Here is a 19,613-nt window from a genome sequence, read left to right as displayed (position 1 = left end):
TTTGCGGGCATGGCTACTTCCTCGTCGCTGCCGCCGCTGAATGCCCGGCCGGTTTCGCCCGAAACCCGGCTGGCCTACGTGCTCCGGCACTTCCGCATGGCCTACGAGTTCGAGGGCGAATTGCCCAGCATCGGCTACGCCACCACGCAGCCGAGCATCGAAGTAGCGGCTGGGGACGCTGGGTTTTTCAGCCGCACCGAGCCGTGTGCGCCGGCCCCTGTTTTCCTAATCTGGAATGGGCGGGAACTGCCGTTCTTTTTCGCCTCGGGCTTCACCGGCCCGCTGCTTACCCTGTCGCCAAGCCGGGCTGAAATCCACGCCGACGTCGTTTCGGCGGCTTTTTACCTGCTCAGCGGCTGGCAGGAGTATTACTCGGAGGAGCGCGACCAGTACGGCCGTTTCCCCTACTCGGCCAGCGTGCAGCAGCGCTACGGCTTCGTGACGGTGCCGGTGGTCAACTACTACTTCGAGGTGCTGCGCGTGGCCGTGGAGCACGTCTCGGGCCAGATGCTGCATCCGCGCCGCTGGCTGGGTGGTGCGCCCTTCGCCACCTTCATCACCCACGACATCGACAACCTGCGCAGCGCCTGGAAGGAGCCGGCGAAGCAGGCCCTGCGGCGGGGCCAGGTAGGAAATGTTCTGCGGCAGCTGGGCCGGCACTTCACCCAGCCCGACGCCTGGGACAACCTGGAAACGGTGCAGCAGGCCGTGGCCCAATACGGAGCCGCCAGCACGTTTTTTTTTATTCCGGAGCATCGGCGGGCGGCGAATGGCACGCCCAACGCGGACTACTTTCTGCCCGATATTGCCCCTAAAATTGACGCTCTGCGCGCCGCCGGCGCCGAAATTCAGCTGCACGGCAGCATCGGCACGTCCACCGACTCTAAGCGGCTGGGCGCGGAAACCCAAGACCTGCCCCGTGCCTCCGATTCGCCAGCGGGCCTGCGCTTTCATTACCTGTACTGGGAGCCCCGCCGCACTCCCGGCCTGCTCGACGGGTGGGTTTTCGACTACGATTCGACTCTGGGCTTCGCCGAGCACTTCGGCTTCCGCAACTCGTACTGCCGGCCCTTCCACCCGTTCAACTTTGAGGAGGGCGACGCCTGCCACTTCCTCGAAATTCCGCTGAGCCTGATGGACGCCACCCTGCACCACCCCCGCTACCTGCAGCTGGCGCCCGCGGAAATCATGCCGGCCATCGAGCCCATGCTGCGGGAAATCGAGCGGTTCGGCGGCGTGTTCACCCTGCTCTGGCACAACGAAAACTTCGACCCGGCCAACGAGCACAACGGCCCCCGGGAGTTCCACCGCATCATGGCCTACCTTCGCAGCCGCCAAACCGCCTTTCTGACGGGGAGGCAGATTGTTGAGGGTATGAGTTTAGGAGGGTAAGCGTTTAGGAGTTATATGCACAATAACTTCTGAACCAGCCCTTTATCAACTCCTGCCCTCCTACCCTCCTACCCTCACACCCTATTTCCGCTTGGGCATCGTTCGGCGCCAGGGGCTGCGCAATACCGTTATTTCCTACTTCGGGCTGGGGCTGGGCTTCGTCAATACGGCCCTGCTGATGCCGCGCTTTCTGGACCCCGCGCAGGTGGGTTTCACGCGCCTGCTGCTGAGCGTGGCGACCATCTATGCCCAGCTGGCGGCCGTTGGGTTTGCCAGCATGGGCATCCGCTACTTCCCGTTTTTCCGCAACCGGGAGGCCGGCCACCAGGGCTTTCTGCCGCTGCTGCTGGGGTTGCCCATGCTAGGTTTCGCGGTTGTCACGGCGGGCTACTGGCTGGGCCGGCCACTGGTGCTGGCCCCTTTTGAGCCGGCCGACGCGGTATTGCTGAACACCTACTACGGCTGGGGCGCGGTGCTGGCGTTGTTTATGCTGCTCTACTCCCTGCAGGATGCCTACCTGAAGGGTCTCTACCAAACGGCGTTTTCGTCCTTTCTGCAGGAAGTGCTGCTGCGGGTGTTGGTGGCGGGCGTCACGCTGGCCTTCGGCATGGGCTACCTCACGTTTCACCAGTTTGTGCTCGGCTATATAGCCGTCAACAGCGCGCTGACTTTGCTGCTGACTGCCTACCTGGCCTACATCGGGGAGCTGCACCTGCGGCCCACCCGGGCGGCGCTGCAAGTGCGGCCCGTGGGGGAGCTGCTGCGCTTTGGGGCCTTTGCCTTGCTCTCGAATATTTCCGGCACCGTCATCAGCTCCATCGATTCGTGGATGGTCAGCTCGCATTCGGGCTTCGACGCCAACGGCGTGTACACCACCGCCTTTTTCATCAGCACGGCGCTGACCATCCCGTTCCGCTCCCTCTACAAGATTGCCTTCCCGCTGCTGGCCGACTACTGGAAGCAGCAGGACATGGCCCGCATGGCCGATTTCTACCGCCGCACCACCCGCCTCAACACCGTGCTGGGCTGCTACCTGGCCCTGGGCATTGGCCTGAACCTGGACTTTATCTACTCGCTGATGAAGCCCGAGTACGCCGCCGGCACCACCATCGTCTGGATTCTGCTGGCCGGCCGCCTGCTCGACGGCATTACCGGCGTCAACGGGCTCATCGTCGTCACCTCCCCGCGCTACCGCTTCGACCTGGTCTTCAACGTGGCCCTGGCCCTGGGCACGGTGGGGCTGAATTTGCTGCTCATCCCGCCGCTGGGCATGGTGGGCGCCGCCTGGGCGGCCCTGCTGGCCCTCACCAGCATCAACGTGGCCCGCACCTGGTTTGTGTGGCACGCCTACCGCCTGCAGCCCTTCGATTACCGCATCCTGCTCATCCTGGGCGCCGCCGCCGCCGCCGCGCTGGCCGGCTGGCTGCTGCCCCCGGTGCACTCGTTGTTTGTCACCATGCTGCTGCGCTCCGCCGTGCTGACGCTGGTGTACGCGGCCGTTGTGCTGCTCACGCGGGCCGTGCCGGAGGCCCAGCCCATAATTCAAAAATTGACGCGCCGCTTACGCCATTAAGTCTCTTCCGGTGGGCAGTTGGGCCGAAAACGCGGCGGGACGCGTGAGGCCGTGCAGGTAGCGGATACCCAAGGCTGTCAGCACCATACCCACGCCGATTACGGCTAGTGTGGCAGGCTCGGTCTGGGCAACAGACTCCATGCCGCCGTAGGGCTTTTTGCTTAACAGCAGCGCCAGCACCGCCATAAAATTATTGGTGAAGTGGACCAGCACACAAACTCGTAACGACTGCAACCGCACGTACAGCCACCCCAGGAACAACCCGATGAAGAACGTCGGGGCCGCCTGACCGGGGTTCATGTGAAACACGGCAAACAGCACCGCCGACAGCAGCACCGCCGGCCGTACGCCATAATTGCGAACCAGCCCGGGCAATACGGTGCCGCGAAACAGCCATTCTTCCAGCACCGGCGCGGCACCACAGGCCAGCAACAGCACCAACGCCGGCGTCTGCAGCATTTTGTCGAAGGTCTTGTCGACGCCCCAGTGCGGCAGGTGCAGCCACGTGAGCGGCGCGAGGCTGGCGGCCAGGCAGGGCGTGAGCAGCACCAGCAGCAGCGGCACGTGCCAGGTCTGGTCGTAAGGTCCGCTCCACGCTACCGGCGCGAGGCGCGGGCCGGCCCGGCGGCGCAGCCACAGCACCAGGGCCACCTGCATGAGCGTGCCCAGCAATAACATCACCCCTGTTTGCCAGGACTTGGGCAGCCACTGCATCAGCCCAACAGCCCCGACCACAACCGGAAGCATCGACAGCAAATACCACCCGAGCACCGCCCAGCTTTCCTTGTAGGTTGGGTACCACGGCGAGGGTTGCGGCTCACCTGCCAGAGCCGCGGCCGACGGCTCCGGCATAGCAGAATTGGACTCGGAATAAACGGTTTCCATAGCTATACAAAAGAGCAGGCAAGCTACGCAAACCGAGCCTCACCGCACAAAAAAGCCGTTGCCCAGTCCGGGCAACGGCTTTTTTGTCGGCGCCCTTTGCTTACGATATCTGACTACCCGCCGGCTCCACCATCGGATTCACGCTGATGCCGCGGCCCAGCTTGCTGTGCTTTCTGCCGTAGCCGAAGTAAATCAGCAGGCCCAGCCCCAGCCACACGAACAGGCGAATCCAGGTGTCCTGGGGCAGGCTCAGCATCATCACCAGGCAGGTGACGATGCCCAGGATGGGCACCACCGGCACCCAGGGCGTGCGGAAGGCCCGCGGGGCATTCGGCTCCCGCTTGCGCATGATGAGCACGCCCGCGCACACCATCACGAAGGCCAGCAGGGTGCCGATGCTGCACATTTCGCCGACCACGTGAATGGGCACCAGGCCGGCAAACAGGCTGATAAAAGCCCCCAGCAGCAGGTTAGACTTGTGCGGCGTCTGAAAGCGCGGGTGAATCTGCGAGAATACCCGCGGCAGCAGCCCGTCGCGGCTCATGGAGAAGAACACCCGGCTCTGGCCCAGCAAATCGACCAAGATAACCGAGGTGTAGCCGATGAGAATGGCCCCGATAATGGCCGTAGCCAGCCAGCCGTAGGGCGTTTTTTCGATGGCCACGGCCACCGGGGCGGCGCTGTTCTTGAACTCGGTGTAGTGCGCCAGCCCGGTCATCACGTAGCCGAACACCACGAACAGCACCGTGCACACCAGCAGGGAGCCGATGATGCCGATGGGCATGTTGCGCTGCGGGTTCTTGGCCTCCTGCGCCATCGTGGCCACGATGTCGAAGCCGATGAAGACGAAGAACACCACCCCGGCCCCGCGCAGGATGCCGCTCCAGCCGTACTCGCCGAACTTGCCGGTGTTTTCGGGGATGAAGGGGTGGTAGTTGGCCGGGTCGATGTACTGCCAGCCCAGGGCAATGAACACCAGCACCACCGACACTTTCAGGGCCACCACCACGGCGTTGAACCAGGCCGAGCCCTGCGTGCCGCGGATGATAACGGCCGTAATGGCCAGCACGATGAGCACGGCCGGCAGATTCAGCCAGCCGTGCACCGGCGCCGCGCCCGGGCTCAGCACCGCCGTTTCCCAGGGCGACATCACCAGCTGCGGGGGCAGGTGCAGGCCGTATTTGGCCAGAAACTTCACCAGGTACTGCGACCAGCTGATGGCCACCGTGGCGGCGCCCACCGAGTACTCCAGCACCAAATCCCAGCCGATAATCCAGGCAAACAGCTCGCCCATGGTGGCGTAGGCGTAGGTGTAGGCCGAGCCGGCCACCGGCACCATGGAGGCAAACTCGGCGTAGCACAAAGCCGAAAAGGCGCAGCCGACGGCCGCCACCACGAAGGACAAGGTCACGGCCGGGCCGGTGTTGTTGGCGGCCGCAATGCCGGTGAGCGAAAACAGCCCCGCCCCGATAATAACCCCGACGCCGATGGCAATGAGGTTGAGCGGACCCAGGCTGCGCTTGAGCGTGTGCGAGCCGCTTTCCGCGGCTTCCTGCCGCAGCAGCTCCAATGATTTTTTGAGCATAATAAGAGGGTGGCGCCCGCCGCAGCGGGCCCCGAAAGCAGCACCGCCCCAACAACGAGGCGGCCTTCCGCGCCAAGCCAGGCGCACGCAGCGGCCCGGGTTCTTCGGCGGAAATCAGGAAAAAATGAAAACGGCAAACGGGACGGCCCGCGCGGCGCTCAGCGGCTACGGGCGGTCAGCAGCGAAAAATGGCCGGCGCAGCGCCGGCCCGGGACCTCAGCAACAACAGCAACACGGCCGCGCAGCGGTGGCAGCGTGGTGGAGAATCGAAGCGGAGAAAATGCGCAAAAAGCCCACAGCAACTTGTTTTTATATGGTCAGGACTTAGCTGCCGCTGACCTTCGGTTGGCACCGTTCGGGAGTTTCCCGGGGGTTGCCGGCGCTTCACGGAGCCTGTCTCTCCACGCCTCTGTATAAAAACAATCCTTCAGCAGTAAAGAATTGATGCCACAAAGGTAACGGTGAAATGGTGAACTGACGCAATGGTGAGCTTGCCCCCAGGGCGGCCCTAAACGCGCAGACGGTCCCGACAACCGAAGCTGCCGGGGCCGTTCGTGCTACGTTGACGCTGAGGAGCGCCTCCCGAACGTCAACTCACCAGTTCACCATTTCACCATCTCACCGCCTAGTAGTTGTACGACACGCCCAGCGAGACGCCCGTCGACTGGCCCACGTTGCGGCCGGCCACGTAGCGGCTGGCGCCGGCCACCACCCCGAAGCCCTTGGCTACCGGCTTGTAGAGGCTCACGCCCACGCGGGTGTAGTTCACGCGGGTTTCGGTAAACAGCCCCGTGAAGCCCGGCTGCAGGATGTCGGTGCCCGCGCTGCTCGACTGCTGGTAGGCCAGCCAGGCCTCGCCGTAGAGCTTCAGCCCAGCGTAGCCCACCTTGGCATCGGCCACGAAGGCGTTGGGCACGGGGCCGGTGCGCACGCTGTAGCCGGCCTGCCCGGTGAAGAACACGCCCGAGGGCGTGCGCAGCTGGGCAATGCCCAGGGTGGTGAGCTTGGTGGCCCGGTTGCCGATGGCAATGATGTAGCCCAAATCGGCCTTGCTCTGGTAGTTGCTGGCCGGCGTGCTCACGCCCACCACGCCCAGCAAATCGAGCTGGCTGTTGCCCACCGGCGCCGAAAACGACTTGAACTTCAGCAGAAACGATAAATCCTGCAGGCCGCGGCGGGTGTTGGTGTAGCCCAGGTCGGTCAGCACCGGCTTGTCGGCCCGGCCCGTCGACTGGATGTAGGGCAAGGCCACCACGGCTTCCACTTTGTCGCTGATGCCGTAGTTGGCGTACACGCTCACCGAGGACACGCGCACTTCCTTGAAAATGGGCACGGCGTCCACCGTTTCGGGCACCAGGAACACGTCGCGGTAGCGCTCGGCCGTACCGCTGAACACGACGGAGCCGTGGCCCTTGCCGGCCATAAAGCCGCTGACCAGGCTCTGGGAATGGGCGGGCGCGGCGGCGCACAGCAGCGCGGCCCCGGCCAAAAGGGAGAAGTAGGAGTTTTGCATGCGGTGTGTAGTGGAGTAGAGGCGCTTTGGCGAGTCAATCGACCCGTTGACCAAGCAGTTAGCGACTGTGGTCGAATTCCGGCGCGGTAGCTACGAGTGCAATTCTACCTTTGGATTCCCAGGCTGGGAAAAATTTTCTTTGAACTGGTAAATCCGCTCGTTCAACTGCCTCCGTTTGTCTCTCGGCTTCGCCGAAACGCCCCGTTTTCATCTCACACCTATGCGCCCACTTCTCCGCCACCTTCTTCCCATAATGGGAATATTCGCAGTTAGCCTGCTGAGCAGCTGCGACAAAAACACGGAATCTGAACCTTCCATTGCCGGCATTGCCGTAGCCAACGACGACTTCAGCGTGCTCGAAGACGCGGCCGTGCGCGGGGGCGTGGTGGGCGTGCTGTCCAATCGCAACCCGGGCGACCCGGCCGGCAACTACACCGTCTTCGCGCCCAACAACGCGGCCTTTGCCCGCCTGGGCCTGCGCAGCGCCGCCGACCTGAACGTGCTCAACCGGGACTTTCTCACCAGCACCCTGTACTACCACGTGACGGGCGGTACCGTGAGTGGCAGCGCCCTGCAAAACGGGCTGGTGTCGCCCTCGGCCCTGGGCCCCGGCCGGCGCATCATCAACCGCAACGGCACGCTCTACGTCAACGGCTCCCGCATCCTGCTCACCGACGTGAAGGCCTCCAACGGCACCGTGCACGCCGTCGACAAGGTGTTGCTGGCCACCGGCGCCGACATCGTGCAGTCGGCCCTGGCGCTGAACAACCGGCAGGTATTCGTGCAGCCCGAGCTGACCTTCCTGGTCGAAGCCGTGCTCTACGCCAACCTGCAGGGCACCTTGTCGGGCCCCGGCCCCTTCACCGTCTTCGCCCCCAACGACCAGGCCTTCCGCACCCTGCTCACGGCCCTGCAGGTTACGCCCGGTTCGCCCGCCGGCTACGTGCCCGCCGACGTGCGCAAGCTGCCGGTGAACACCGTCACGGCCGTGCTGCTGCAGCACGTCATTCCGGGCTCGAAATTCACGCCCGAGCTGCCCGAAAGCAGCAGCACGGGCTCGGCCGGCGGCGCGCCCGTCACCTTCGGTCCCTTCGTCGACGGCACCCTGACGGTGAAGGGCGGCGGCAACGGGACGAGCGTGGCCAACATGGTCATCCCGGACGTGCTGTGCACCAACGGCGTGGTCCACGTCATCGACCGGGTGCTGCTGCCCTAGCCCGCCTTTCGGCCAGAAATTACCCGGTTTCGGCCGCTGGCTTCCCTGCTTGGGCGGGGTAGCCGGCGGCCGTAGCCGGTTGCCGTTACCTTTGTCAGTATGAAGAAGTTGATTGCCGGCTGCTGGAGCTGGCTTTTACTATTGCTGCCCCTGCTGACGGCCGCCCAGGCCCCGGCGGCCAAAGCTTCGCTCGAGGGCGACTGGAAAGGGGCGCTGACCATGCCCGGCGGCTCCCTGCCGCTCACGATTACCGTCACGGAGCTGCCCAACGGCACCCGCTTTGCCGTGCTCGACGTACCGGCCCAGCGCATCAACCGCGCCCTGCTCACCGTCGACCTCAAGGCCGACACCATCATTTTCGACTCGCAGGAGCTGGGCTGCAGCTACACCTGCCTGCGCTCCGCCGACGGGCAGCAGCTGCAGGGCCAGTGGCGGCAGCAGGGCTTCCAGACGCCGCTGGCGCTGACCTTCAAGCCCCAGCCGGCCCAGCCCAAGACGTTTAAGTTTCCGCCGCCCTACCGCGTCGACGAGGTGTCGTTTACCAGCGTGCACGACAACACCAAGCTCAGCGGCACGCTCACGGTGCCGCCCGGCGAAGGGCCCTTCCCGGCCGTGGTGCTCCTCTCCGACCTCGGCCCCCAGGACCGCGACGCCGCCCAGGGCGAGTACAAGCTGTTTGGCGCCTTTGCCGACTACCTCACCCGCCACGGCGTGGCCGTGCTTCGCCTCGACGACCGGGGCGTGGGCCTCTCGGGCGGCGACTGGCGGGCGGCCACCCCGCTGGACCTGGCCAAGGACGCGCAGGTGGCGCTGAACTTTCTGCGCAGCCGCCCGCGCATCGATATTGCCCAGCTCGGCCTCATTGGCCACGGCCTCGGCGGCAACGTGGCCCTGCAGGTGGCGGCCCAGCCCCTGCCGCCGGCCTTCGTGGTGGTGCTGGGCGCGGCCGGGCTGCCGGGCACCGAGTTTATGGCCCAGCGCCCCATGCCCGGCTTCCTGCAGGCCGGCCAGGCCGATACGGCGCAGGAAAACCGCTCGCGCCGCCAGCTGCGCCAGCAGCAGCAGCTAACGGAGAAAGTGGCCGAGCTGCGCAGCAAAGGCGCCAACGCGGCCCAGATTGACACCTACGTGGGCCAACAGCAGATGCGCCAGCGCGCCGCCGACAAAAAGCAGCTCGACGCCCGCGTGAAGCGCCAGAAGCTGATGATGGAAATCATCCGCAACATGCCCGACAACGCCCAGGCCCAGGCCATCCTGGCCAACATGGTGCGCCAGCAGAATCCTAACCTGGAGCCCGCCGCCGCCCAGGCCACCGCCGCCGACATGACCGCCCTGGGCTACCGCGCCCTCGTTACCTACGTGCCCACGCTGGAGCTGGACAAGGTGCGCACCGCCGTGCTGCTGCTCCACGGCACCGACGACCAGCACCTGCTGCCAGCCAACCTGGGCGCGCTGGAAAAGGCCTTCAAGGACAACCGCCGCGCCGAAGTGCGCCGCCTCGACGGGCTCAACCACACCTTCCAGGCCCTGCCCCAGGACTGGCCGCTCATCAACGGCCAGCAGACGCCCGTCATGTCGCCCCAGGTGCAGCTGACGGTGCTGGAGTGGATTCGCCGGCAGGTGAAAGGGTAGCAAGACTGGCCGCACTGGCCGACGGTTCGGGTGGCGGTCATTGCGAGCGAAGCGCGGCAATCCTTCCTCTAGTAGCGCCGCCGACACAGCCGGTAGAAACGAAAAATTATCAGAACGAAACCGGCCCCGCTCGAAACCAGCATTTGTGGTTTCGAGCGGGGCCGGTTTAGTGCCAGTTGAGCCATTGTGCCTCGAGAGGAAGGATTGACGCCGCTTGATGCGCGGAATGTCGTGCCTTCTCGCAATGACAGCGGGGGGAGCCGCTATTGCGCCCCGGTTGCTTCCTCGATGCTCATTGCGCCGAAGTACCGCATGCGGTAGCAGTTCATGGCCGTTTCGCCGAGCTGCTCCAGCAGGCGGTAGTTGGCCACCGCCCCTACGGCCGCACCGATAAACGGTATCAGCTGGGCCAGCTTGGCCAGGTCGATGTAGTCGCGGTACTCCTGCTGAAAGGTGCGCCAGTCGAAGTCGGCGGCGTCGGGCGGCAGGCTTTGGCGGTATTCGTCCCAGTGGGCCAGGCGCTGGTAAGTGAGGTTGCGGGTGTGCTGGCTGCTGAAGGCCAGCTGAAATACGTGCAGCAGGTAGAGCCGCTCGGTGTAATCCTGCACGTCGTAGCCGTAGAGGGCGGCCACGTCGAAGAGCAGCTTGAGCTTGATGCCCAGCAGCAGCGGAAAATCGGTGAGGCCCACGAAGAAGCCGGCGGCCCCGGTAGCGGCGCCCTCCACCACGGCCACGTGCCGGTAGCGCCGGATACGGGTGCGCACAATCTCCTCCCGCTCGGCCAGGGAACCTTCCAGCAGCGGGCGGCGCGTGAGATGGGTGGAGCCGAACAGCACCCCGCGTACCATCTGCTTGATGGTGGCGGTAATGGCCTGGTGCAGCTTTTCGGGCAGCAGCGCGTTGAGGCGCACCTGCACGCCGCGGGTCAGGCGGTCGAGCGGGCCGGGCGCGGCCTGCATCTTCTGCTGCCAGCGGCGCAGCTCCTGGTAGGCTTGGGCGGGTATCATGGCTGGATGGGTCGGGGGACGTTAGGGAAGCCGCCGGATGCAGAGCCACAGCAGCAGAAAAAACAGCAGCAGCCCCGCCCGGAACAGGAATTTGGTGTAGCGAATGTCTTCCGAAGTACCGCGGCGCTTTTCCAGGCGGTAATAGTCCTTCTCGTACCCGGCCCGGCTCACGCTGCCCGGCACCAGCTCGCGCCGGTTGCGCCGCCAGTAGTGCCAGCGCACGGCGTGATACAGCCCGAACAAGGCCAGCGGCTCCAGCGCCAGCGCCTGGCTTCGCACCGCCAGCCAGCCGCTGATGACCAGCCAGCCCGCCGAGAAGTACACGTTGCGAAACCGCGTGCCCGGCGAAAAGACCAGCATCGTCGCGCCTACCACGGCCCCCACCAGGGCCAACGACACCAGGCCGCTGGTGTCGCCCGCCGGCTGTTGCTCCGGCCCCGCCGGCCATTCGGGCCACGACACCACGGCCGCGTAGCCGCCCAGCAGCAGCCACTCATCCCAGCGCAGGCGCCCGACGACCAGGCCGCTACCCGATAATACCCGCATACCAACTCAGGACTTTAGACTGTAAATCCGCTCGATGATATCCACCACTTTCAGCCCTTCCAGCGCGTTGGTGGTGGCGTAGCCCCGCTTCTGCACCGTGTCCACCACGTTCTCGATAACCTGCACGTGGTTGGCGGCCGAGCCCTGGTAGGGGCCGTAGTTGTTGGCCGGGTTGGTGGGCGGCAGCGGGGGCAGCTCGTAGCCCTGCAGGTGGCAGTACTCCACCTTGTCGAGGTACTGGCCGCCCAGGCGCAGGCTGCCGTGCTCGGCAATGACCGTCAGGGAGCTTTCCAGGTTCCGGTCCCACACGGCGGTGCTGTACTGCAAGGTGCCCGCGCCGCCGCGCACTAGGTCAAACATCACCAGGCCGGAGTCCTCGAACTCGGTGAGCTGCTGGTGGTTGAAGTCGCGGAAGCGGGCCGTGATGTTGGTAATGTCGCCGAACACCCAGTAGAGCAAATCGACGAAGTGGCTGAACTGGGTAAACAGCGTGCCCCCGTCCTGCGCCCGGGTGCCGTGCCAGGAGCCGGGGCGGTAGTAGCGGGCGTCGCGGTTCCAGAAGCAGTTCAGCTGCACCAGGTAAATCTGGCCCAGCCGGCCCGCGTCGTACACCTGTTTCAGCCAGGCGGCGGGCGGCGAATAGCGGTTCTGCATCACTCCGAACACCAGCCGGCCGGTTTGCAGGGCGGTGTGCACCAGGTCTTCGGCGTCGGCTTTGCGCAGGGCAATGGGCTTTTCGACCACCACGTGCAGCCCGTGGCGCAGCCCCCGGAGGGCCTGCGGGGCGTGCAGGTAATTAGGCGTGGCCACCGTCAGCACGTCGGCCGCGGGGCCGTGGGCGAGGTAGTCGTCGAGGGAGGCGAAGAAGGGCACGCCCGCAAACTCGGCTTCGAGGCCGGCTCGCAGCTGCTCGTTGGTATCAATCAGGGCCGTGAGCTGGGCGCCGGGGTGGCGGGCCACCAGCGCGGCGTGGCGGCGGCCGATGTGGCCCACGCCGCAGATAACGAAGCGGACGGGCCCGGCGGAAGCGGAATGGAGGTCGGGAGACAACACGCCGCAAGCTGCGAAAAAAGCGGCGGATGCGCGGTCAACTACGATGGTCCGGACACCTTACCGCCCCAAGCCTTGGATGCTGTTCCCGCCAACTGCCCCAGCCGCGTAGGGGCACTACATCAATAGCCAAACCGGTAGATAAGAATGTTTCGAGCTCCGTAGGAGCGGCACTCTGTCCGCGCAGGCAAGGTGCCGCTCCTACGGAGCTCGGTCTTTCTTTTCCTGTGCTATTGACGTGGCACCGCTACGCGGCCGGGGCATTTTATTAGGACAAGCGTGTGGACTATTCAGGAGAAATCGAAGAATAGTCCACACGCTCAGGGCCCTTTTGTGTAGACTATTTTTCGATTTCTCTTGAATAGTTCACAACCGCGCTGCACCGGTTACAGCAGCCGCTTCAGCTCCGCGAAGTTGTTGTTGCCCGGGTTGCGGTTGGTGCAGCCCAGCTGCCGGGCGCTGCCCTGAATGGCCTGCACCCGGGAGCCGGGGTTGGGGTGGGTGCTCAGGAATTCGGGCGGATTGCCGCCGCCCTGCTTTTCGGCCTTGATGAAGAAGCCGGCGGCCCCGTCGCAGGCGTAGTATTTGGTGCCGTTCAGGTAGATGGTGGAGTACTTATCGGCTTCCTGCTCGAAGGTGCGGCTGAACTTGAGCGAGGTCACGCCGGCCAGGCCGTTGGCAATTTGGGCCAGCATGCCCTGGTTTTTGCCCAGCACCACGCTGGCCAGCATGCCGATGCCGTACTGGCGCTGCAGCAGCTGGGTGCTGTGGCGGCGGTCGGCGTGGGCAATTTCGTGGCCCAGCACGCCGGCCAGCTGGCTTTCATTATCGAGGAATTTCACCAGGCCCGTAAACACGTAAATGTGCCCGCCGGGCGTGGCAAAGGCGTTTTGGGTGGCGTCGTCCTTGATAAGCTTCACGTCCCAGGGAAACTGGGTGCGGTATTTCAGGTTGCCGTTGTCGAGCACGCGCTTCACCACCGCGTCGAGGAGCTGGTAGGCGCGGGCATTGTTGCTGCGGGCCATCAGCTGGCCCTTGGCCTGGTACATGGAGTCGGTCTGGTGGGCCACCTGGTTGCCCAGCGCCACGTCCTGGTCGACGGAAAAGATGTTGAAGCCCTGCGCGGGCTCGATGGGCTCGGGCGTGGCAGCGGGCTTGATAATGGCGGCGCTCAGGCCGGCCGCAGCCGTCAGGGCCACGGCAAGGGTCAGGAAACGGCGGGACATAATTCGGAGGAAAAGGTGCGGTAGTTGCCTTCTACGGCACGAAGAAAAAACGGTATTAGGCAGAAGGCAAATCGGCCGCTGGCGCCGGTTTAGCCGTCGAAGACGGCGTAACCGGTGCCCGAAATAAAGCAGGTTTTCAACCTGAGTGCAGCGTTGTGGCGACGGGCCGGGGCCGCTCGTTCGGGCGCCGCCCGCAGGCTGAAAGCCTGCCTTATGTTGGGCACCGGTTACGCTCCACTTCGTTTCGCTAAACCGGCGCCAGCCCGGTTTTCACCGCTTCGGCCACGCAGGCCACCTGCTCGTCGGTCAGGCCCGGGTGAATGGGCACGGACAGCACCGTGCGGCAGAGCTGCTCGGCCACCGGAAACTGCCCGGCGCGGTAACCCAGGTGGGCATAGGCGGGCTGCAAGTGCACCGGCACCGGGTAATACACCACCGACGGCACGCCCCGCTGCTGCAGGTGCTGCTGCAGGGCGTCGCGGCGGGTTTCGGCGTCGAGCGTGAGGGTGTACTGGTGAAAGACGTGGGTGCTGCCCGGCTGCCGGGCTGGGATGTGCAGGCCGGGCACCGCGGCCAGCAGGGCGTCGTAACGGGCGGCTACGCGCTGCCGGGCGGCCGTCCAGGCAGCTAGCTGGGGCAGTTTCACGCGCAGCAGGGCGGCCTGCAGGGTATCGAGGCGGGAGTTCAGGCCGATGCGCGCGTGCAGGTACTTGCGGCCGCGGGGCTGGCCGTGGTTGGCCAGCTCCTGCAGCGCGGTGGCGCGGGCCGCGTCGCGGGTGAGCAGGGCGCCGCCGTCGCCCAGGCAGCCGAGGTTTTTGGAGGGGAAAAACGAAGTGGTGCCTACCTCCCCCACCGTGCCGGCGTAGGCCAGCGCGCCGTCGGCCTGCTGCCAGGTGGCCCCGATGGCCTGGGCGTTGTCCTCGATAAGGGCCAGACCGTGCTTATCGGCCAGTTGGCGCAGGGCCGTCAGGTCGGCGCACTGCCCGTAGAGGTGCACGGCCAGGATGGCGCGGGTGCGCGGGCCGATGGCAGCTTCCGCGGCGGCCGGGTCGAGGTTGAACGTGGCGGGGTCGACGTCGGCCAGCACGGGGCGCAAACCCAGCACGGCGGCGGCTTCGGCCGTAGCTACGTAGGTGAAGGCCGGCACGATGACTTCGTCGCCGGGCTGCAGATCCAGGCTCATCAGGGCCAGCTGCAGGGCGTCGGTGCCGTTGGCGCAGGGCACCACGTGGGCCCCGCCGAGGAAGTGGCCCAGCTCGGCGGCAAAGTGCTGCACGTCGGGCCCCTGAATGAAGGCGCCTTCCTGCATCACCCGCCGCAGGGCCGCATCCAGCTCGGCCTGAATAGGGGCGTGCTGGGCGGGCAAATCGAGCAGACGGATGGGCGCGGGCGGCGCGGACAAGGGCGAAAAATCAGGCACGACAGCAAAGCAGAAAATGGCCCGCAGACCGGGAAACGGGCCTAAAGATAGGCGGGCGGGTAGCCCAACAGTAGCGGCGGCCCGGTTTGGACCGGCAAAATGCCAAAAAAACCAGCCGCCCCGGCCGCTGTATGCGTAACCTGCTATGTAGGGCTTGCGTTTAGCGCCCCAAATGCCCGCTGCCGCAATCTGCGGGCTCATTCCTTCCCCACCGTAACCTAGCTACGACCATGCTTAAAAAGTCTTTTGCCCTCCACGCCCTGGCCCTGGTGCTGCTCAGCAGCGGCACGGCGCTGACCACCACCAGCTGCAACCGCGCCGACCAGCAGGAAGCCGCCGCCGAAACCGACCAGGCTTACGAGGATTTCAAAACCTTCGTGGCCAACACCGAGGCCAACGCTGAAGCCGTGGGCAACAAAACCCAGGCCGAATGGGACGAAGAAACCACCCAGCTGAAAAACGACTACGACGCCAAGGTAGCCGCCGCCGAAGCCAACATGAACAGCTGGGATGAGGCCCGCAAAACCGAGTACGAGCAGCTGAAAACCCGCTACACCACCGCCTACGACAAGCGTAGCACCGCCTACGGCAGCGGCTCGATGAGTGCCGGCGGAGCGGCCGCCATGCCCACCAAGCCCGGCAAGTATTACACCGCCTCGAACGCCGCCGCCCAGATTACGGCCGCCAATGCCCGCCAGACCTACGAGTCGTTCGTGAAGAACGTCAACGACAACGCCGGCAAGTACGACCTGGAAGACTGGCAGTACATCAACATGGAGTGGCGCGCCCTCGATGAAGCCTACGACAAGGTGAAGGGCGACATTCCGGCCAAGGATTTGGCCGAAATCCAGAAGGAAAAGCTGAAGTACGCCGGCATCAAGTCGGCCAATAAAACGGCCATCCGCGCCGAGCAGGGCGCCGAAGCCGTGAAAGGCGAAGCCCGCGAAGCCGAAGTGGAAACCCGCGACGAGCGGAGCAAAGTAGGCCAGGCCGCCAGCAACACCGCCTCCGACGTGAAAGACGCCGGCAAGACCGTCGGTCAGAAAATCGGTAACGCCGCCAAGAAAGTAGGCGAGAAAACCAAGGAAGGCTACAAGGAAGTGAAGTCGGAGGTGAAAAACACCGACAACGACTAATCCCGGATTTCGGCGGATTAGCTTCGCTGAACTTCGTTTCGTTCGGCTTAGCGGACGAATCTCGTTCCCAGTGGTGCCACGGCTCGAAGCTGTGGCACCATTATTTTTAAGCGGCTGGTCAAGGCTGGCGTAATGCTTAGTAAGCGTGCTGGCGCCACGACTCCTAAAGTCGTGGCGCCGCCTTTTTATAGCTCCTGCAGCAGCCAGCCGAGCTTGAGCAGGTCGAAGGCGCGCAAATCGGGGGCGGCGGGACTGAGGATGCGGCGGAGCAGCAGCGGCGCGGCGGCGTGCAGCGCGGCGCGGGCCGCCCCGGCCAGGCCCAGGCGCCGCAGGCGCAGGGCCGTTTGGAGCAGGCGCGAATCGGTGCCCAGGCCTTCGGCGCGGTAAAGGGCGGCCAGGTTCCGCACCGCGTCGTGGGTTTTGCGCAGAAACACCTCGGTCGGCTCCAGCCCGTCGTGGCGCACGGGGTTGTCGAGGTGCACGACGGGCACCCGGGCTTCGCGCAGGCGCCAGCCAAACTTGGTGTCCTCGTGGCCGTAGCGCGTCAGCGTCTCGTCGAGGCCGAAGCGGCGGAACACCTCGGCCCGGATCAGCAGGTTGTTGATGGTCAGCTGGGCGTAGGGGTCGTGCTGGCGTCGGGCGGCGGGGCGCTGCTCCCGCTGCCGGCCGTAGTGCCAGCGCAGCCGCAGGCTGGCCTCGGCGGGCGGCTGGGCTTCGTAGCAAGTGCCGCCCACCAGCACCGGCGCCTGGGGCAGCGCGGCGGCGTAGCGGCGCAGAAAGTCGGCATCGGGCACGGAGGAGTCGTTGTCGAGCAGCAGCAGCCAGGGGTGCCGGGCCCAGGCCACCAGCTGATTGCGGATGGCAGCGCGGCCCACGTTCTGCGCCAATTCGCGGTACTGCACCCCGGAAAGGCCGCTCAGCGGCTGGTTTTGCGCCTGGTACTCCGCCGCCGAGCCGTCGTCGAGCAGCAGAATTTCCACCGGCCCGGGCCAGGCGGGCATCTGCGCCAGCAAGGCCTGCACCAGCCCCCGCACGGGCCAGTTGTACACCGGAATCAGCACGGAAAGTCCCTGCGACGACACGGGCAGCGCGGTTTGAAGTTAGTTGGCGGTATCGGGCGGCGCGGGGCCGAGCTTTTCCCGGCTATCCAGCGCCGCCAGGATTTTGGGCGCCGTCGCGTCGCCGGCCCCGGCGGCCTTGCGCAGGTAGTGCCGCATCAGCTGGCGCGTATCGGGGTCGATGCTGAGCCAGTGCCGGGCCACGCTGCTGCTATCAACGGGCCCATCCAGCGCGTAGTACACGTCGAGGTAAGCGGGCCGGTAGCGGTGGCGGTTGGCCATCAGCAGCGCCCAGGGCAGAAAAGCCCCCGGCTCCATATCCAGGTAAGCCGTGCGCAGCTCGTGGTAGGCGGCCACGTTGCCGCGCGACACGCCACTTTGCAGCTCCACGAACGAGTGCGACGGGGTATTCATGGGCCGGGCCTCAGCGCAGGTCCACCGCTCCAGGCGCTGATACGCCAGCACCAGCAAGGCCCCGAGCAGCCCGGTCGCGCCGTAGGTTGCCACGGCCATCAGCCGCTTCGGAGCCGCCATTACCAGTTGCCTTTCACCCGCAGCGCCTCGTTGTCGATGACGCTGACGCGGCCGTTTTCGCAGCGGAACACGCGCTTGGGGTAGCGGTGAATCAGCTCGTAGTTGTGCGTGGCCATGAGCACGGCCGTGCCCGCATTGTTGATTTCTAGGAACAGCCGCATGATGCCGTCGGTCACGTCCGGGTCGAGGTTGCCGGTGGGCTCGTCGGCCAGCAGCAGGGCGGGCTCGTTGAGCAGAGCCCGGGCAATGACCACGCGCTGCTGCTCCCCGCCCGAGAGCTGGTGCGGCATCTTGGTCGTGACGCTGCTCAGGCCCACGCGCATGAGCACGTCCTGCACGCGCTGCTTCATTTTGGCCCCGTCGCGCCAGCCGGTGGCCTGCAGCACAAACAACAGGTTCTGGGCCACGCTCCGGTCGTAGAGCAGCTGAAAGTCCTGAAACACGATGCCCAGCTTGCGGCGCAGGTAGGGCACCTTGGCCGGGGCCAGCTTTTGCAGCGGGTAGCCCACCACCGTGCCCATGCCCTCGGGCAGCGGCAAATCGGCGTACAGCGTCTTGAGCAGGGAGCTTTTGCCCGAGCCGGTGCGGCCCACCAGGTAGGCAAACTCTCCTTTCGCCAGCTCCAGCGTCACGCCCTGCAGGATGGTGTGAAAGTCCTGCATGATGCGCGCGTCGCGCAGCTCAATTACGGCGGGGAGAGTTTCCATTGGGGGCGTGGGGGCTTAGGGTCCTGGGTTCTGGAGCCCTTACGTCAGCAAAAGGAGCTTGGGGCCCTGGGAGCTTGGTGTACCACGCCCCCAAGACCCCAAGCTCCTAATACTCTAGATGTTCAGCGGCTGCAGCTTGCCGAATTCCAGCTGCTCAATAACGGCGGCCAACTCGGTTTCCTTGCCTTCCAACCCGTAGCGGTGCAAGTCCTTCAGCGGGCGGTCGGCGCGGAAGTAGGCAATGAGCACGAAATCCGCGTCGCGCAGCTGAATGTAGTCCGGAATCTTCGCCTTGCCTTTGACTTTGATGATGTACATCGGGAGGAATGGTCAAACTGTTAAATGGCTAAATGGCCGGTTGTTCACACGAGTCGTTGAACAACCAACCATTCAGCCATTATAACCATTTAGCCATTTACTTTCTTGTGGTCAGCCAGGAAGGTGGCCAGGCCTTTGTCGGTCAGGGGGTGGTTCAGCAGGCCGGTGATGACGTTGAGCGGGCAGGTTACCACGTCGGCGCCCACTTCGGCGCACTGAATCAGGTGCGGCACGTGGCGCAGCGAGGCGGCCAGTACCTGCGTGGGGTAGCCGTAGTTGCCGAAAATCTGCACAATCTGCTCGATGAGCTGCACGCCGTCGTGGCCGATGTCGTCGAGGCGGCCGACGAAGGGCGACACGTAGGTAGCGCCGGCTTTGGCGGCCAGCAGGGCCTGCCCGGCCGAGAAAATCAGCGTGCAGTTGGTTTTGATGCCTTTCTCCGAGAAGTACTTGATGGCTTTCACGCCGTCGCGGATCATGGGCACCTTCACCACGATGTTGGGGTGCAGCTCGGCCAGGGCCTCGCCCTCGCGGATAATCTCCTCGTAAGTCGTGCCAATCACCTCCGCCGACACGTCGCCGTCCACCAGTTCGCAGATGCGCTTGTAGTGGGCCATCACGTTGTCCACGCCGCCGATGCCTTCCTTGGCCATCAGCGAGGGGTTGGTGGTTACGCCGTCGAGCACACCCAGCTCTACGGCTTCCTGAATGTCCTTCAGGTTGGCGGTGTCAATGAAAAATTTCATCCGGGGAAGTAAACGCTTGAAACGAAATGTGGCGCAAAGCTAATCACGGATTAGGGCGGATGTTGAGGA

General features: G+C 65.1%; 18 protein-coding genes and 1 riboswitch. Of the genes, 5 read left to right on the top strand and 13 right to left on the bottom strand.

The features are described 5' to 3' along the window. Positions 1–9: 9 nt before the first annotated feature. Both EJV47_RS04195 and EJV47_RS04190 read left to right on the top strand, forming a co-directional pair. Positions 10–1,392, top strand: a complete 1,383-nt coding sequence (locus tag EJV47_RS04195; RefSeq protein ID WP_126691893.1) for a DUF7033 domain-containing protein — start codon at positions 10–12, stop codon at positions 1,390–1,392. A gap of 91 nt (positions 1,393–1,483) precedes the next feature. Further along, positions 1,484–2,965: a lipopolysaccharide biosynthesis protein gene (locus EJV47_RS04190; RefSeq protein ID WP_126691892.1), complete on the top strand. Its 1,482-nt coding sequence runs from the start codon at positions 1,484–1,486 to the stop codon at positions 2,963–2,965. Here EJV47_RS04190 and EJV47_RS04185 read toward each other — a convergent pair. The 3 genes from EJV47_RS04185 to EJV47_RS04175 form a co-directional block, all read right to left on the bottom strand. Continuing rightward, positions 2,954–3,850, bottom strand: coding sequence for a CPBP family intramembrane glutamic endopeptidase (locus tag EJV47_RS04185; RefSeq protein WP_126691891.1), 897 nt, complete (start codon positions 3,848–3,850; stop codon positions 2,954–2,956). The genes EJV47_RS04190 and EJV47_RS04185 overlap by 12 nt on opposite strands. 100 nt (positions 3,851–3,950) lie before the next feature. Beyond that, the gene (locus EJV47_RS04180) at positions 3,951–5,435 is read right to left on the bottom strand and encodes an amino acid permease (RefSeq protein WP_126691890.1); all 1,485 of its coding nucleotides are present in this window, start codon (positions 5,433–5,435) and stop codon (positions 3,951–3,953) included. A 306-nt stretch (positions 5,436–5,741) separates the two neighbouring features. After that, positions 5,742–5,855: riboswitch (SAM riboswitch) on the bottom strand. A gap of 205 nt (positions 5,856–6,060) precedes the next feature. Further along, positions 6,061–6,948 (bottom strand): hypothetical protein, encoded by an 888-nt coding sequence (locus EJV47_RS04175; RefSeq protein WP_126691889.1) that lies wholly within the window; start codon positions 6,946–6,948, stop codon positions 6,061–6,063. A 253-nt stretch (positions 6,949–7,201) separates the two neighbouring features. On the opposite strand from EJV47_RS04175, the gene EJV47_RS04170 reads away from it, so the two are divergent. Together EJV47_RS04170 and EJV47_RS04165 are read left to right on the top strand one after the other, a co-directional pair. Next, on the top strand, positions 7,202–8,164 hold the full coding sequence (locus EJV47_RS04170) for a fasciclin domain-containing protein (RefSeq protein ID WP_207895823.1): 963 nt from the start codon (positions 7,202–7,204) through the stop codon (positions 8,162–8,164). Between the two features lie 99 nt (positions 8,165–8,263). Then, complete coding sequence (locus tag EJV47_RS04165; protein WP_126691887.1) at positions 8,264–9,796, top strand: alpha/beta hydrolase family protein; 1,533 nt, start codon at positions 8,264–8,266, stop codon at positions 9,794–9,796. Between the two features lie 263 nt (positions 9,797–10,059). Here EJV47_RS04165 and EJV47_RS04160 read toward each other — a convergent pair whose 3' ends face one another. From EJV47_RS04160 to EJV47_RS04140, 5 genes are all read right to left on the bottom strand, one after another. Continuing rightward, positions 10,060–10,803, bottom strand: a complete 744-nt coding sequence (locus EJV47_RS04160; RefSeq protein ID WP_126691886.1) for an EcsC family protein — start codon at positions 10,801–10,803, stop codon at positions 10,060–10,062. Between the two features lie 21 nt (positions 10,804–10,824). Next, a complete protein-coding gene (locus EJV47_RS04155; protein WP_126691885.1) occupies positions 10,825–11,349 on the bottom strand; it encodes a hypothetical protein in 525 nt (174 codons plus the stop codon). A 6-nt stretch (positions 11,350–11,355) separates the two neighbouring features. Beyond that, positions 11,356–12,402 (bottom strand): Gfo/Idh/MocA family protein, encoded by a 1,047-nt coding sequence (locus EJV47_RS04150; RefSeq protein WP_243651001.1) that lies wholly within the window; start codon positions 12,400–12,402, stop codon positions 11,356–11,358. Between the two features lie 383 nt (positions 12,403–12,785). Further along, positions 12,786–13,625 (bottom strand): M48 family metalloprotease, encoded by an 840-nt coding sequence (locus EJV47_RS04145; protein WP_126691883.1) that lies wholly within the window; start codon positions 13,623–13,625, stop codon positions 12,786–12,788. A 247-nt stretch (positions 13,626–13,872) separates the two neighbouring features. Continuing rightward, a complete protein-coding gene (locus EJV47_RS04140; RefSeq protein ID WP_243650999.1) occupies positions 13,873–15,045 on the bottom strand; it encodes a DegT/DnrJ/EryC1/StrS family aminotransferase in 1,173 nt (390 codons plus the stop codon). Between the two features lie 230 nt (positions 15,046–15,275). Between EJV47_RS04140 and EJV47_RS04135 the strand changes: the two genes are divergently transcribed. Then, complete coding sequence (locus tag EJV47_RS04135) at positions 15,276–16,181, top strand: hypothetical protein (protein ID WP_126691881.1); 906 nt, start codon at positions 15,276–15,278, stop codon at positions 16,179–16,181. 185 nt (positions 16,182–16,366) lie between these two features. On the opposite strand, the gene EJV47_RS04130 is transcribed toward EJV47_RS04135, so the two are convergent. The 5 genes from EJV47_RS04130 to fsa form a co-directional block, all read right to left on the bottom strand. Continuing rightward, complete coding sequence (locus EJV47_RS04130) at positions 16,367–17,263, bottom strand: glycosyltransferase family 2 protein (protein WP_126691880.1); 897 nt, start codon at positions 17,261–17,263, stop codon at positions 16,367–16,369. 18 nt (positions 17,264–17,281) lie between these two features. Beyond that, entirely contained in the window at positions 17,282–17,773 is a 492-nt protein-coding gene (locus EJV47_RS04125; protein ID WP_165903611.1) for a hypothetical protein, read from the bottom strand. Continuing rightward, positions 17,773–18,480: a cell division ATP-binding protein FtsE gene (locus EJV47_RS04120; protein WP_126691878.1), complete on the bottom strand. Its 708-nt coding sequence runs from the start codon at positions 18,478–18,480 to the stop codon at positions 17,773–17,775. Before EJV47_RS04120 ends, EJV47_RS04125 begins: the two co-directional genes overlap by 1 nt. Before the next feature lie 114 nt (positions 18,481–18,594). Next, positions 18,595–18,798, bottom strand: coding sequence for a fructose-6-phosphate aldolase (locus tag EJV47_RS04115; RefSeq protein WP_126691877.1), 204 nt, complete (start codon positions 18,796–18,798; stop codon positions 18,595–18,597). Positions 18,799–18,887: 89 nt separating this feature from the next. Then, positions 18,888–19,544, bottom strand: a complete 657-nt coding sequence (gene fsa / locus EJV47_RS04110) for a fructose-6-phosphate aldolase (RefSeq protein WP_126691876.1) — start codon at positions 19,542–19,544, stop codon at positions 18,888–18,890. Between the last annotated feature and the right edge of the window lie 69 nt (positions 19,545–19,613).

Source organism: Hymenobacter gummosus, assembly GCF_003970915.1.
In the GTDB taxonomy this organism is placed as follows: Bacteria; Bacteroidota; Bacteroidia; order Cytophagales; family Hymenobacteraceae; genus Solirubrum; species Solirubrum gummosum.
Note: the sequence above shows the minus strand (reverse complement) of the source record. Positions and strands in the feature narration are given on the sequence as shown.

Bases quoted from the DNA above. Each gene is read 5' to 3' on its own strand.
- EJV47_RS04195 (WP_126691893.1), top strand. From the start codon at position 10: ATGGCTACTTCCTCGTCGCTGCCGCCGCTGAATGCCCGGCCGGTTTCG.
- EJV47_RS04185 (WP_126691891.1), bottom strand. From the start codon at position 3,850: ATGGAAACCGTTTATTCCGAGTCCAATTCTGCTATGCCGGAGCCGTCG.
- EJV47_RS04180 (WP_126691890.1), bottom strand. From the start codon at position 5,435: ATGCTCAAAAAATCATTGGAGCTGCTGCGGCAGGAAGCCGCGGAAAGC.
- EJV47_RS04175 (WP_126691889.1), bottom strand. From the start codon at position 6,948: ATGCAAAACTCCTACTTCTCCCTTTTGGCCGGGGCCGCGCTGCTGTGC.
- EJV47_RS04170 (WP_207895823.1), top strand. From the start codon at position 7,202: ATGGGAATATTCGCAGTTAGCCTGCTGAGCAGCTGCGACAAAAACACG.
- EJV47_RS04165 (WP_126691887.1), top strand. From the start codon at position 8,264: ATGAAGAAGTTGATTGCCGGCTGCTGGAGCTGGCTTTTACTATTGCTG.
- EJV47_RS04160 (WP_126691886.1), bottom strand. From the start codon at position 10,803: ATGATACCCGCCCAAGCCTACCAGGAGCTGCGCCGCTGGCAGCAGAAG.
- EJV47_RS04155 (WP_126691885.1), bottom strand. From the start codon at position 11,349: ATGCGGGTATTATCGGGTAGCGGCCTGGTCGTCGGGCGCCTGCGCTGG.
- EJV47_RS04145 (WP_126691883.1), bottom strand. From the start codon at position 13,625: ATGTCCCGCCGTTTCCTGACCCTTGCCGTGGCCCTGACGGCTGCGGCC.
- EJV47_RS04135 (WP_126691881.1), top strand. From the start codon at position 15,276: ATGCTTAAAAAGTCTTTTGCCCTCCACGCCCTGGCCCTGGTGCTGCTC.
- EJV47_RS04125 (WP_165903611.1), bottom strand. From the start codon at position 17,773: ATGGCGGCTCCGAAGCGGCTGATGGCCGTGGCAACCTACGGCGCGACC.
- EJV47_RS04120 (WP_126691878.1), bottom strand. From the start codon at position 18,480: ATGGAAACTCTCCCCGCCGTAATTGAGCTGCGCGACGCGCGCATCATG.
- EJV47_RS04115 (WP_126691877.1), bottom strand. From the start codon at position 18,798: ATGTACATCATCAAAGTCAAAGGCAAGGCGAAGATTCCGGACTACATT.
- fsa (WP_126691876.1), bottom strand. From the start codon at position 19,544: ATGAAATTTTTCATTGACACCGCCAACCTGAAGGACATTCAGGAAGCC.